At 41.5% G+C, this 12,637-nt stretch carries 13 protein-coding genes; 9 read left to right on the top strand and 4 right to left on the bottom strand.

Annotated features, from left to right (window positions below; translation table 11 throughout):
* The first annotated feature begins 214 nt into the window (after positions 1-214).
* From CIK93_RS10470 to CIK93_RS10435, 8 genes are all read left to right on the top strand, one after another.
* Positions 215-1,570, top strand: a complete 1,356-nt coding sequence (locus CIK93_RS10470) for an MATE family efflux transporter (RefSeq protein ID WP_094436051.1) — start codon at positions 215-217, stop codon at positions 1,568-1,570.
* The gene (locus tag CIK93_RS10465) at positions 1,557-2,183 is read left to right on the top strand and encodes an AAA family ATPase (RefSeq protein WP_094389453.1); all 627 of its coding nucleotides are present in this window, start codon (positions 1,557-1,559) and stop codon (positions 2,181-2,183) included. Before CIK93_RS10470 ends, CIK93_RS10465 begins: the two co-directional genes overlap by 14 nt.
* A 13-nt stretch (positions 2,184-2,196) precedes the next feature.
* Positions 2,197-2,694: a metallophosphoesterase gene (locus CIK93_RS10460; RefSeq protein ID WP_094389454.1), complete on the top strand. Its 498-nt coding sequence runs from the start codon at positions 2,197-2,199 to the stop codon at positions 2,692-2,694.
* 20 nt (positions 2,695-2,714) lie between these two features.
* The gene (locus CIK93_RS10455; protein ID WP_094447329.1) at positions 2,715-3,851 is read left to right on the top strand and encodes a dTDP-glucose 4,6-dehydratase; all 1,137 of its coding nucleotides are present in this window, start codon (positions 2,715-2,717) and stop codon (positions 3,849-3,851) included.
* Between the two features lie 20 nt (positions 3,852-3,871).
* The gene (gene purT, locus CIK93_RS10450) at positions 3,872-5,059 is read left to right on the top strand and encodes a formate-dependent phosphoribosylglycinamide formyltransferase (RefSeq protein ID WP_094389456.1); all 1,188 of its coding nucleotides are present in this window, start codon (positions 3,872-3,874) and stop codon (positions 5,057-5,059) included.
* Entirely contained in the window at positions 5,040-5,453 is a 414-nt protein-coding gene (locus CIK93_RS10445; protein WP_094447328.1) for an FdtA/QdtA family cupin domain-containing protein, read from the top strand. Before purT ends, CIK93_RS10445 begins: the two co-directional genes overlap by 20 nt.
* 86 nt (positions 5,454-5,539) lie before the next feature.
* A complete protein-coding gene (locus tag CIK93_RS10440) occupies positions 5,540-6,379 on the top strand; it encodes a GNAT family N-acetyltransferase (RefSeq protein WP_371597817.1) in 840 nt (279 codons plus the stop codon).
* Complete coding sequence (locus CIK93_RS10435) at positions 6,354-7,469, top strand: DegT/DnrJ/EryC1/StrS aminotransferase family protein (protein ID WP_173815138.1); 1,116 nt, start codon at positions 6,354-6,356, stop codon at positions 7,467-7,469. Before CIK93_RS10440 ends, CIK93_RS10435 begins: the two co-directional genes overlap by 26 nt.
* A gap of 43 nt (positions 7,470-7,512) precedes the next feature.
* Here the strand turns inward: CIK93_RS10435 and CIK93_RS10430 are convergent, their stop codons facing one another.
* The 4 genes from CIK93_RS10430 to CIK93_RS10415 are packed head-to-tail and all read right to left on the bottom strand — an operon-like array spanning position 7,513 to position 11,116.
* On the bottom strand, positions 7,513-8,106 hold the full coding sequence (locus CIK93_RS10430; RefSeq protein WP_094389459.1) for an LUD domain-containing protein: 594 nt from the start codon (positions 8,104-8,106) through the stop codon (positions 7,513-7,515).
* A 21-nt stretch (positions 8,107-8,127) separates the two neighbouring features.
* Positions 8,128-9,495, bottom strand: a complete 1,368-nt coding sequence (locus tag CIK93_RS10425) for a lactate utilization protein B (RefSeq protein ID WP_094389460.1) — start codon at positions 9,493-9,495, stop codon at positions 8,128-8,130.
* Positions 9,496-9,531: 36 nt separating this feature from the next.
* The gene (locus CIK93_RS10420; RefSeq protein ID WP_094439241.1) at positions 9,532-10,269 is read right to left on the bottom strand and encodes a (Fe-S)-binding protein; all 738 of its coding nucleotides are present in this window, start codon (positions 10,267-10,269) and stop codon (positions 9,532-9,534) included.
* 31 nt (positions 10,270-10,300) lie between these two features.
* Positions 10,301-11,116, bottom strand: coding sequence for an SGNH/GDSL hydrolase family protein (locus CIK93_RS10415; protein ID WP_094447325.1), 816 nt, complete (start codon positions 11,114-11,116; stop codon positions 10,301-10,303).
* A 147-nt stretch (positions 11,117-11,263) separates the two neighbouring features.
* Here CIK93_RS10415 and CIK93_RS10410 point away from each other — a divergent pair, with 147 nt between their 5' ends.
* On the top strand, positions 11,264-11,986 hold the full coding sequence (locus CIK93_RS10410; RefSeq protein ID WP_094447324.1) for a Bax inhibitor-1/YccA family protein: 723 nt from the start codon (positions 11,264-11,266) through the stop codon (positions 11,984-11,986).
* The last annotated feature ends 651 nt before the right edge of the window (positions 11,987-12,637 follow it).

The raw sequence follows: 12,637 nt of genomic DNA, 5'->3' as shown, positions 1-12,637 counted from the left end.
CTGCTTTCGCTGCTCCAAAATTTGCCTTTGGCTTATTATGTCGCGACTCAACAGGTAAAAATGTATTGTTACTCTGCTTTCGCTGCTCCAAAATTTGCCTTTGGCTTATTATGTCGCGACTCAACAGGTAAAAATGTATTGTTACTCTGCTTTCGCTGCTCCAAAATTTGGTATTCTGCTCGAATTGCACTATCTTTGCACAAAATATAAACGAATGGATAATAGACAAGCGACCCTTGAACTTGGAACCAAACCTGTAGGACAATTGCTTATGCAATATGCGCTACCTGCCATTGTGGCAATGACCGCCTCCAGTCTCTACAATATGGTTGACTCCATATTCATAGGACAAGGTGTAGGAGCTATGGCTATTTCGGGATTGGCAATCACATTTCCTTTTATGAACCTGTCGGGAGCTGTAGGAGCTGCCATTGGTGTGGGAGCGTCCACCTATCTCTCTGTGAAACTTGGACAGAAAGACTATAAGACCGCAGAGCTGCTTTTGGGAAATGCTATCGTTCTGAAAATTATTACGGGAATCCTATTCGGAGCCGTATGCCTTTTGTTCCTTGACCCTATCCTTTATTTCTTCGGTGCAACAGAGAACACTATAGGATATGCACGTGAATATATGCAGATTATCTTAGTGGGAAATGTGGCAACGCATCTGTATTTTGGACTTAATGCCTTGCTGAGGGCAGCTTCGAAACCCAAACAGGCCATGTATGCAACCATATTTACGGTTGTTGTCAACACGATTCTGGACCCCATATTCATCTGGGTATTTGATATGGGCATACGAGGAGCAGCATTGGCTACGATTCTTGCACAGATGCTGGCACTATGTTGGCAACTGTCCATCTTCTCCAATCCTAAAGAAATGCTCCATTTTAAAAAGGGAACATATCGGTTGAGAGCGGATATCATCAAGAATATTCTGGCTATTGGTATTTCTCCTTTCTCCATGAATGCTTGTGCTTGTATTGTGGTTATCTTCATCAATACAGCATTGGTACGCTACGGTGGGGATATGGCCGTTGGAGCCTATGGAATCGCTAATAGAATTGCCTTTATCTTTGTGATGATTGTTATGGGAATCAAGCAGGGATTGCAGCCCATTGCTGGATATAATTATGGTGCACAACTCCATAGCAGACTCATACACGTAGTAAGATTGGCAATGCTTGCTGCAACAGTAGTGGTTGTGGCAGGATGGGTTACAGGACAACTGTTGCCATACTATTGCGCCAGACTCTTTACTTCTGACCAAACACTCATCAATCATTCCATACAAGCTATTAGGGTTAATATGCTCCTATTCCCCTTGATAGGATACCAGATGGTGGTCACCTGTTTCTTCCAATCGATAGGAAAAGCAAAAATCAGCATGCTTCTCTCCTTGTCGAGACAAATGCTATTCCTCGTGCCACTACTCATTATCCTACCACCGATATTTAAAATAGACGGAGTATGGGCTGCACTACCTGCTAGTGATGGAATTGCATTTATTGTGACGTGGGTGACAATGGAAACCTATAAGAAAAAACTTAGAACAAATGCTCAACAATAAAATCATCATCAACGTAGGCCGACAACTCGGTAGTGGCGGACACGACATCGCACGTATGCTCGCCATGGATTTCAATGCGAAATACTACGATAAAGAATTGCTTAACCTGGCTGCCAAGGAAAGTGGATTCTGCGAAAAATTCTTCGAACAGAATGATGAACAACGTGGATTTCTGCGAACACTCTTTCATCTGCATGCACCTCACATGGGGGATAATAACATGTACAGCAACGACTTCTCGCAAGAGAATCTCTTCAAATTTCAAAGCGATGCTATAAGAAAGGCAGCACAAGAGTCTTCGTGCGTCTTTGTTGGAAGATGTGCTGACTATGTGCTGCGTGATTACCCTAATGTCGTCAACGTGTTTGTTACTGCAGATATGGATTTTCGCATAGACCAAGTGATGCATAAACAAAATATAGGAAGGGAGGAAGCACGAAAATTCATTGAAAACGGTGAGTCAAAACGTGCTGCATACTATAATTATTATACCGGAAAGAAATGGGGACATGCTTCGTCTTATGATCTCTGTATCGACTCTTCAAAACTTGGATTGCAAGCAACGGAACACATCATTGCTGACTTCATAAGAAAATATCTCGACCTCGATTGAAACAAAAAGAAATATGAAGAGAATCGGAATCATCAGTGACACACATTCTTATTGGGATGATAAATATCTTACCTATTTCGAAGAGTGTGACGAAATATGGCACGCTGGAGATATTGGCTCGGTAGAAGTGGCAGAAAAATTAGCGGCTTTCAGACCGTTACGGGCTGTTTGCGGAAACTGCGACGGAGGAGACCTAAGACTGATGTACCCTGAAGTGCTGAGATGGAAATGTGAAGATGTGGAAGTGCTTATGAAACATATAGGTGGGTATCCTGGCAACTATGATGCCAGCATAAGAGGACAAATCTATGCCTCACCGCCACAATTGTTTATCAGTGGACATTCACACATCCTTAAAGTGAAATACGATAAGACACTTCGTCTCTTACACATCAATCCTGGTGCTGCCGGACAACAAGGTTGGCACAAGGAACGCACACTGGTCAGACTGACCATAGATAAAAATGAATTTAAAGACTGTGAGGTCATCACTCTTGGTCATCATTTATAAACCATAGGAAGCAGATAGATATGAAAACAATCGTCATTACTGGTGGCGCAGGCTTTATAGGAAGCCATGTAGTGCGCCTGTTCGTGAACAAGTATCCTGAGTATCACATCATCAACCTCGATAAACTCACTTATGCAGGTAATCTGGCCAATCTTAAAGATGTGGAAGATAAACCTAACTATGAGTTTGTGAAAATGGACATCTGCGACTTCGACGCCTTCTATAAACTCATGCAAGAAAAGCATGTCGATGGCATCATTCATCTTGCCGCAGAAAGTCACGTGGATCGCTCTATCAAAGACCCATTTACATTTGCACAAACCAATGTGATGGGAACACTCGCGCTACTTCAGGCTGCAAAACTCTATTGGGAGTCATTGCCCGAAAAATATGAAGGAAAACGATTCTATCACATTTCTACCGATGAAGTGTATGGAGCTCTTGAACTGACACATCCAGAGGGTATCAAACCACCATATACTACAACAGCTTCGTCTGCACAGCACCATCTGGCTTACGGAGAAGAGTTCTTCCTCGAAACAACAAAGTATAACCCACACTCTCCATATTCTGCATCGAAGGCAAGTTCTGACCATTTCGTTAGAGCTTTCCACGATACATACGGAATGCCTATAGTGGTGACAAACTGTTCTAATAACTACGGACCCTATCAGTTCCCGGAGAAGTTGATTCCTTTGTTTATTAACAATATACGTCATCGCAAACCATTGCCCGTATATGGAAAAGGTGAAAATGTACGCGATTGGCTCTTCGTGGAAGATCATGCAAAAGCTATTGATCTGATCTTCCATAAAGGAAAAATAGCTGATACCTATAATATCGGAGGATTTAACGAGTGGAAGAATATCGATATTATCAAGGTGGTGATTAAAACCGTTGACAGGTTGCTCGGACGTAAAGAAGGAGAAGATATGGATCTCATTAATTTCGTAACAGACCGAGCTGGACATGACCTGCGCTATGCTATTGACTCTACAAAATTGCAGAAAGAACTCGGATGGGAACCTTCATTACAGTTTGAAGAGGGTATAGAGAAAACGGTACGCTGGTATCTCGACAATCAGGACTGGCTCGATAATGTGACCTCGGGAGACTATCAGAAATACTATGACAATATGTATTCACAACAATCATAATTTTAACATTAACATTATTAATGAAGAAAGTATTACTACTTGGAAGCGGAGAACTTGGTAAAGAGTTCGTAATTGCCGCAAAGCGTGCAGGTGCCTACGTGGTGGCATGCGATCGTTATGACAATGCTCCTGCCATGCAAGTGGCAGATGAGCGAGAGATTTTCTCTATGCTGGATGGTGATGCCCTTACGGCTGTCGTCAATAAGCATAAACCAGATCTTATCGTTCCTGAGATTGAAGCAATCCGTACAGAACGTCTTTTTGATTTTGAAAAACAAGGCATTCAAGTTGTACCTTCTGCTCGCGCCGTGAATTTTACTATGAACAGACGCGCTATCCGCGATCTGGCCTCACGCGAATTGGGTCTTCGTACTGCCAAGTATTTTTACGCTAAAACATTTGATGAATTTAAAAAAGCTGCAGACGAAATCGGATTCCCATGTGTGGTAAAACCACTAATGTCATCTTCTGGACATGGACAAAGCTATGTACACAATGATGACGAACTTGAACAGGCTTTTAAAGATGCTATGGAAGGTAGCCGTGGAGATGTAAAAGAGGTGATTATTGAGGAATTTATTGATTTTGAATCTGAATTCACTCTTCTTACTGTGACACAGAAAAACGCTCCAACAATATTCTGCCCACCTATCGGACACGTACAAAAGAGCGGAGATTATCGCGAGTCATGGCAACCCTATAAAATATCAGAACAGGCTCTTGCACAAGCTCAGCATATGGCTGACCAAGTGACTAAAGCGCTGACAGGATACGGAATATGGGGCGTGGAATTCTTCCTGACCAAACAAGGAGAAGTCATTTTCTCTGAATTGAGCCCTCGCCCACATGACACGGGAATGGTAACTCTCGGACATACAACAAACCTATCGGAGTTTGAACTTCATTTCAGAGCTATCATGGGCTTGCCTATCGCCGATATTAGACTGGAACATGCAGGCGCTTCTGCGGTAGTCCTTTCGCCTATAGAAAAGAAAGGTCCACTTGATTACAACCTCGTCGATGCACTAAAAGAGGAATGCACACGAGTGCGTATCTTCGGAAAACCAGAAGCTCATCCGGGAAGACGCATGGGTGTGGTCCTATGCTATGGTGATACTGATGCCGATACTGATGCCTTGCGCAATAAAGCTAAACGATTGGCAAAGACTGTGCTGGGAACAGATCCTTATGCAAAAATTGAACACTAAACTGATTACTCTTCCAAAAATTGCCGATTCAAGGGGAAACCTCACCGTTGCAGAGGCTTTCGATAACGTGCCCTTTGATATAAAAAGGGTTTATTGGTTGTATGAAGTCCCAGAAAACGGCAGTAGGGGAGGACATGCACATCGCCGGCTCCAGCAACTTCTTGTTGCTGTGAGTGGCGCTTGTCATGTCACACTCGATAATGGCTACGAACGAAAAACGATACTTCTCAATAATCCCTATCAAGGATTGTTCATTGATAAGACACTATGGGTGACTCTTGATCAATTTTCACCAGGTGCTGTTTGTTTGGTTTTAGCATCAGAAGGTTATAATGCCGCAGATTATATTGATGATTACAACGAGTTTTTGAAGTATGTGAAATGTTCCAAATAACTCCTTACCATTCATCTGAATACGAAAAATGGAATGCTTTTGTGGAGCGTTCTAAAAATGCCACGTTCCTTTTCGACAGACATTATATGGATTATCATGCTGATCGTTTTCAGGATGCCTCATTGATGTTTTATCTTGAAGGAAGACTGGTCGCTTTGTTACCTGCCCACAAAGACGGAGATACGCTTTGCTCACATAATGGATTGACGTACGGTGGATTGATAATGGATGAAAAGGCTACTGCAAAAAGAATATCTGTGTTGTTTGCAGAAATGAATGATTACCTGCGAAACCAAGGATTTAGGACAGTCTTCTATAAACCAGTACCATGGATCTATCATCAGTATGCTGCAGAAGAGGATCTTTATGCTTTGTATAATGTATGTAAAGCTCAACTCGTGGGACGTGATGTGGCTGCTGTCGCCTGCACAAATCATTTGCTACCATGGAGGAATATCCGTAAACAAGGAGCTAAAAAAGCAATTCAACATGGTTGTGTTATTCGTGGGGGGGAAAACTATTCTGATTTTTGGGATATTCTGACTGAGAATCTACAGACAAAATATGGCGTATCTCCTGTTCATACGTTAGATGAAATACATTTGCTTCATCATCTTTTTCCAAAACAAATCAGACTTTTTGTGGCAGAGATTAATGGTCGTGTCATGGGAGGAACTGTTTTGTACATGACTCGAAATGTAGTTCATGTGCAGTATATATCTGCTTCTGCTGAAGGCAAACGTTTACATGTACTTGATTGCCTTTTCGATTTCCTTCTGGAAAATCTTCCGCAAGAATGCCACTATTTTGATTTCGGAAAATCAACAGCAACAGACAGTTGCCTGTTGAATGCTTCCTTGGCTTATCAAAAAGAAGGATTTGGGGCGAGAAGCATTTGTTATGATACGTACCAATGGAATCTTTGATATGAAATATTGCGATTTGAAATTATTGTCTGACCATAGAAAAGAGCAATTACATGATGCCATAGATTCTGTTTTACAGAGTGGGTGGTATCTACGAGGGGAAGCAACAGAACGCTTTGAAAGACATTATGCCCGTTATATTGGAACGCGATATTGTGTAGGCTGTGGCAATGGACTTGATGCTTTGTGGCTGATTCTTCGTGCATATAAAGAAATGGGAGTGATAAACGAAGGAGACGAGGTGATCGTACCTGCCAATACGTATATTGCTTCTTTATTGGCTATTACAGAGAATCGACTCGTTCCTGTTCTTGTTGAACCAAATCTCGAAACGTTGCAAATTGATGAAAGTCAGATAGAAAAGGCGATTACCAGACGAACACGTGCCGTTATGATCGTGCATCTATATGGTTCGTGTGCTTATAGTAAACGTATTGCTGAAATCTGTAAGAAATACGAGCTGAAATTAGTGGAGGATAATGCGCAGGCTCATGGATGTGAATGGAATGGTATAAAAACAGGGGCATTGGGAGATGCAGCAGGACATAGTTTTTATCCAACAAAAAATCTTGGAGCATTAGGTGATGCTGGAGCTGTTACAACCAATGACGAACAATTGGCGGAAATAATCAGAGAATTAGGGAATTATGGTAGTTCCCAGAAGTATTTGTTTGAACGCTGTGGAAGAAATTCGAGAATAGATGAAATACAAGCGGCTGTTCTTGATGTGAAACTGTCATGGTTGGATTCGGATAATCAGAGCAGACGAAATATTGCTAACATCTACGATAAACTGATTAACAATCCATTGATTCGAACAGCAAAAATGTCTTCTCGGGCTGTCTATCATATCTATCCTCTATTTTGTGAAAAACGAAATGAACTTCAGACATATCTGAAAGAACATGATGTGGAAACGGTAATCCATTATCCAGTTCCCCCACATCTACAGAAGTGTTATCCTGCATTAAAACGTTCATTCCCTATAACGGAGCTGATTCATAAGCAGGAATTGAGTCTGCCTTGTTATCCAATGATGAAAGAAAAAGAGGCAGACCATATTGCCCGCCTCTTGAATGATTTTTTTTGACCCTCATTAGCTCATTAGGAGGGAGTATCCATTGATGCAAACATCAATCTGGCATCAGAAGAATAGTAACGCTTCGTGCTGCTTGAGCTCCCATTACCAATACCTGGGCAATATCTGCTGTCTTTGATGGACCGCTAATAAAGGTACCGTAACCATCATATTTCGAGTCGAATGCAATCTGCTTGTAGGCTTCGTGCATGTTGTTTACAATCTGAGACTTACGAAGTAGAATGACGATATTCTCGGAGATGAAACAAACGGCTTTTTCTTTCATTTGCTGAGGAATCCAAATGCATCCGTTTTCTGCCACACCAAACATTCCTCGTATTATACCCACGTCAGTCCCGTTGAGAGCTTGAGCATTCTCTATTGTGTCGGGATTTCGTGTGGCGATGGTAATCTCGGAGAGGTTGGAGGCAATCTCTTTGGCATCAGGATAGAGTTCTTTGACCAGAGCATTAATATCTTGATTCTCTTTTACTTCTATGATGTTGCCACCAACATTCTTGCTCATTTCTATAAATTGAGAAAGTGGTTCTTTATAAGTAATGGGCGTGATGTCACTTAGATCGGGCATTTCAAAACGTTCATGAATATTTGAACGATACTTCTTAAGTATATCTTCCTTGTTGCTCATAATCTGTTGTATGATAGGGTGTTATTTGTCTAATTCCTTAATTAACTCATGGAAAGGCTTCTTGGGAAATTGCATCATTTTATGACCTTCTGCCCATGGATTCAGACCATTGTTAAGAACAAACGATGGAAGAATATTGGCCCATGAGGCCATGCCCGTGGCAAGGTTGTAAAGCCATGAATGGTTGTAAAGTGCAGTCATACCTTTACACATTAACTTCTTCTGTGGATTGGCTGTGCCGAATTCATCTAACTGCTGACGCCAAAGGTATATCTGATCTCCAAGGTTTACTTTGACAGGACATACTGACTGACAACTGTTGCAGAGCGTACAAGCTGATACATTGCCTGAATGTTTCTTACTGTCACGAAGCATACCAAGGTTGATTCCTATAGGACCTGGAATGAAATAACTGTAGGAATAACCACCGCTACGGCGATAAACAGGGCAGGTGTTCATACATGAACCACAGCGGATACATTTCAAAGATTCCCAATGGGTAGGATTGCCTATCCACTCCGAACGGCCATTATCAACTAAGATAATGTGCATATTGTCAGCTGTAGGACGAGCTTTACGGAAGTGGCTGGTGTATGTTGTTGTGGGTTGGCCTGTTCCTGCACGGCAGAGCATGCGCTGGAAAACGGCAAGACAATCGTAATTGGGGATGACTTTCTCTAACCCGATTGCGGCAATATGTAGTTTCGGACAGGAAGTGGACATGTCTGCATTACCTTCGTTGGTACACACCACTATATCACCAGTTTCGGCTATACCGAAATTGGCACCTGTCATGCCTGCATCTGCAGTAAGAAACTCATTGCGCAAACTCAATCGGGCACAATAGGTTAGATACGTGGGATCGTGGTTTCCTTTCTCTGAATTGAGCTTTTCTTCAAACAATTCACCTACGTCGTTGTGATTCAGGTGAATAGCGGGCATTACGATATGACTCGGCTTCTGACCTTTCAATTGGATAATGCGCTCACCAAGGTCGGTTTCTACTACTTCTATGCCACGTGCTTCCAAATAGGGATTCATCTCGCATTCTTCCGTGAGCATTGATTTTGATTTCACCATCTTCTTAACATGGTGGCTGCTCAAGATATCATAGACGATCTCATTGAATTCATTGGCATCTTTCGCCCAATGTACAATAACTCCGTTCTTCTCAGCATTGGTGGCAAACTGATCTAGATATTCGTCAAGATGGGTCAAGGTGTGACGCTTGATAGCTGAAGCTTTCTCACGTAATTGCTCCCATTCTTCAAGTCCATAGGCCATCTTGTCGCGTTTGGTGCGAACTGACCAAAATGTGGCGTCGTGCCACTTTGCATATTCTTGGTTTTTTAAGAATTCTTTGGCTGCTTTTGAATGTGATGTACTCATAGTGCATGCGTTTTAATAGGAATACATAAAGTCTTGTTAAAGGCCTGAGGCAAGAATCTCAATAACGTGTTTGAATTGTATGTCTTTGCCTTGTTTACGGGCAATTCCGGCCATGTGCATCAAACAAGAACAGTCGGCACCGGTAATATATTTCGCACCGGTCGCAATATGACGTTCAACTTTGTCTATGCCCATTTGCGTTGACACTGCGGTCTCTTCTACGGAGAACATTCCTCCGAAGCCACAACATTCATCTGGACGGTCAGGCTCTACAACATCAATTCCTTGTACTAATTGAAGAAGGTCTTTGATTTTGTTGAATGGAGCGACGTGCTCTTCTGATGGGGAAGAAAGGCCCAGTTCACGTACACCATGACAGGAGTTGTGGAGGCTTACCTTGTGTGGGAATGTTCCTAAGGGCTGATTGACCTTGACTACGTCGTGAAGGAATTCTACAACGTCCATAATCTTGTCAGACGTCTGACATTCGTGCTTTCCTTTCAACAACCTTGGGTAGTTGAGCTTAATGAACGCGGTACATGATACACTGGGAGCTACGACGTAATCAAACTCCTTAAACTTGTCTTCAAACTTTTTGGCTAAAGGAACGGCTTCGTTTTCAAAACCGGCATTGGCCATGGGCTGTCCGCAACAGGTCTGCTTGAGTGGATAGGTGACATCCAGATTTAGATGGCGCAACAGTTTGTAAGTTGCAACACCAACTTCCGGATAAACGGCATCTACATAGCAGGGGATGAATAGTCCGATTTTCATAAAAGAATTGTGCTTGTTTATTATTGTTTGTTTAGTATGTGCAAGGGAGAGTACTCAGTTGGTAAAGAAGAGTTTGAGCCATTCGACGATGACCCGCATCATTGGGATGCAGTCTGTCAACCTCCTTGTCCTTAAAGTATGTAGTATATTCGTCCATCATGGGGAATAGACCACAAAGTGAGTTGAGATCGATAACAGGAACGGCCCAGATATTACCGGCTTCTTTTACTGATTCTACATAACGCTGAAAGGGCTCGCCACAGAGGTTGTAATAATCTTCTGTAGGTTGCCAATTCTTTTCATTACGATAAAAACCTGCCCGATGAATTGGAGTGAGTAATACTATCTGTTTGGTAGGGTAGGTGCGTTTCAATTTGTCGAGGGCGATGTTTATTCGTCCACGATAGGTCGATTTATCCATTATAGGATACATACGTTTACGAGTTACCATGTGCTTGGGCTCGTGTATGCCTGCCATGACTTGTTCTTCTTTGATGTCATACCACTCTCCAATGGGAACACCGGCATTGAAGTCGTTGGTACCGATGAAAACGATGATGGCGTCAACCGAATCACCATGTTCTTGATGCAACTTTTCTGTTTGGGTGGGAATGTTGTCCCATTGACGACCGCTGACACCATATATATAAGGTGTAATACCGAGCCAGTCCTCTAGAAAATTCCAAAACTTCAATTTAGAACCATCGTTGTTGGGGTCAGTAATTGAATCACCAAAATAAGCCACGCGCTTATGCGCCCATGGATGAGGGAAGCTAATGGTCTGAGCATTGACTTCATGAGCCAGTGTAAGGATGAAATACAGCGCAAAAAAAATATATCGTTTCATTATTTTATTAAATTATGGATTATTTAACTGCAAAAGTAGAAAAAAATGAAGAAACTACCAACTTCCTTTGTTTTTTTTTAATATTATTGATGCTGCAACTAGCGAAAAAAATGACTAACTTTGCAAACGAATAAATACAAAACGAATATGAATAACAATTATTTTGAAAATGATCGCGTCGCATATCAGCGACAATGGGAAGTTTCTTCGGCCTTTCCCGCTCTGATGCGTAAAGTCTATACATGGATGGTTTTTGCCTTGGCAATTACAGGATTCACAGCATATGCCGTAGCTACAAGTCCTGGTGTACTCATGACAATTTATTCCAACTCAATGTTGTTGTGGGGAATGGTAATAGCTCAACTTGCCATTGTTATAGGAGTAAGTGCTGCCATAAACAGATTGTCGCTTACATCAGCTACACTTCTGTTTATACTATATTCCGTCATCAACGGAGCTATGTTCTCTAGTATATTCGTTATCTATACAGCATCGTCCATTGCTTCTACTTTCTTGGTTACGGCAGGAACATTTGCTGTCATGGCAGTTGTTGGTTATACGACAAAGAAAGATCTTACATCAATAGGACGCTTGGCGATGATGGCTCTCGTGGGAATAATCATTGCCACACTCGTAAACGTATTCTTCCTTAAAAGCACAGGAGTGGAACTCTTTATCACCTATGCCGGAGTATTAATCTTTGTAGGATTGGTAGCATACGATTCCCAAAAAATAAAAATAATGCTTGCACAAGCTCCAGATGCTGGAGAATCAGCGCAAAAAATAGCTCTACTCGGAGCATTGTCACTCTATCTCGATTTTATTAATCTCTTCTTATATCTTCTCCGTATTTTTGGAAAAAGAGAATAAAAAGATAATATCTAATAGATCCCACTTTAAAACAGGTCTGACCTTTTAAAGTGGGATCTTTGTTTTTCTTCACTTAAATTCTATCAAGACTATATAAGTCTAATTTTCATGATAGTCCCCACTAAGATCCAATATCGTTCGCTAAAAAAGGGACTTGCATCGGACTTATATCAAACTTACTTGGGAAACATTACAATAATTCGATAGACGCTTTTGATAAGAATGAAGTTCTCACGTATCCCGAACACATCCCGAACACAGCCTAAGAGAAAAACTTATCCATTGCCTCCTTCTGCTCCAATTTTCTTTTATTTAACCTCCAAATGTTAAGCCACTTCACGAACCTTTTCCAATGTACAAAACGTACGGCAAAAGTTTAACAGTGCATATATATAATAAGGTGTAGAAAAATGTAGTGTCAAAGAAACGGAAAAATAATGTGTGTAAATGAAAAAAAACATGGATTTTCTTTGGTGATATCGAAAAAGTACGTACCTTTGCATTCGCTTTCACCACAAAACTGGTGACAAGCACTGAAGGAAGAGTTCTTTGAAAGATTTACATAAAACAGAGAAGTAGTAGTACAAGAAGCGAGACTTACTTTTTATGAGTACAGTCTTGGGTGAATTTACGAACCGTCGATTTTTAGGA

Origin of the sequence: Prevotella sp. P3-92, assembly GCF_002251205.1 — a bacterium.
In the GTDB taxonomy this organism is placed as follows: Bacteria; Bacteroidota; Bacteroidia; order Bacteroidales; family Bacteroidaceae; genus Prevotella.
This window is presented reverse-complemented; position numbering and strand designations above follow the sequence as displayed.

Coding starts and splice junctions, on each gene's coding strand:
- CIK93_RS10470 (WP_094436051.1), top strand. CDS start 215: ATGGATAATAGACAAGCGACCCTTGAACTTGGAACCAAACCTGTAGGA.
- CIK93_RS10465 (WP_094389453.1), top strand. CDS start 1,557: ATGCTCAACAATAAAATCATCATCAACGTAGGCCGACAACTCGGTAGT.
- CIK93_RS10460 (WP_094389454.1), top strand. CDS start 2,197: ATGAAGAGAATCGGAATCATCAGTGACACACATTCTTATTGGGATGAT.
- CIK93_RS10455 (WP_094447329.1), top strand. CDS start 2,715: ATGAAAACAATCGTCATTACTGGTGGCGCAGGCTTTATAGGAAGCCAT.
- purT (WP_094389456.1), top strand. CDS start 3,872: ATGAAGAAAGTATTACTACTTGGAAGCGGAGAACTTGGTAAAGAGTTC.
- CIK93_RS10445 (WP_094447328.1), top strand. CDS start 5,040: ATGCAAAAATTGAACACTAAACTGATTACTCTTCCAAAAATTGCCGAT.
- CIK93_RS10440 (WP_371597817.1), top strand. CDS start 5,540: ATGGATTATCATGCTGATCGTTTTCAGGATGCCTCATTGATGTTTTAT.
- CIK93_RS10435 (WP_173815138.1), top strand. CDS start 6,354: ATGATACGTACCAATGGAATCTTTGATATGAAATATTGCGATTTGAAA.
- CIK93_RS10430 (WP_094389459.1), bottom strand. CDS start 8,106: ATGAGCAACAAGGAAGATATACTTAAGAAGTATCGTTCAAATATTCAT.
- CIK93_RS10425 (WP_094389460.1), bottom strand. CDS start 9,495: ATGAGTACATCACATTCAAAAGCAGCCAAAGAATTCTTAAAAAACCAA.
- CIK93_RS10420 (WP_094439241.1), bottom strand. CDS start 10,269: ATGAAAATCGGACTATTCATCCCCTGCTATGTAGATGCCGTTTATCCG.
- CIK93_RS10415 (WP_094447325.1), bottom strand. CDS start 11,116: ATGAAACGATATATTTTTTTTGCGCTGTATTTCATCCTTACACTGGCT.
- CIK93_RS10410 (WP_094447324.1), top strand. CDS start 11,264: ATGAATAACAATTATTTTGAAAATGATCGCGTCGCATATCAGCGACAA.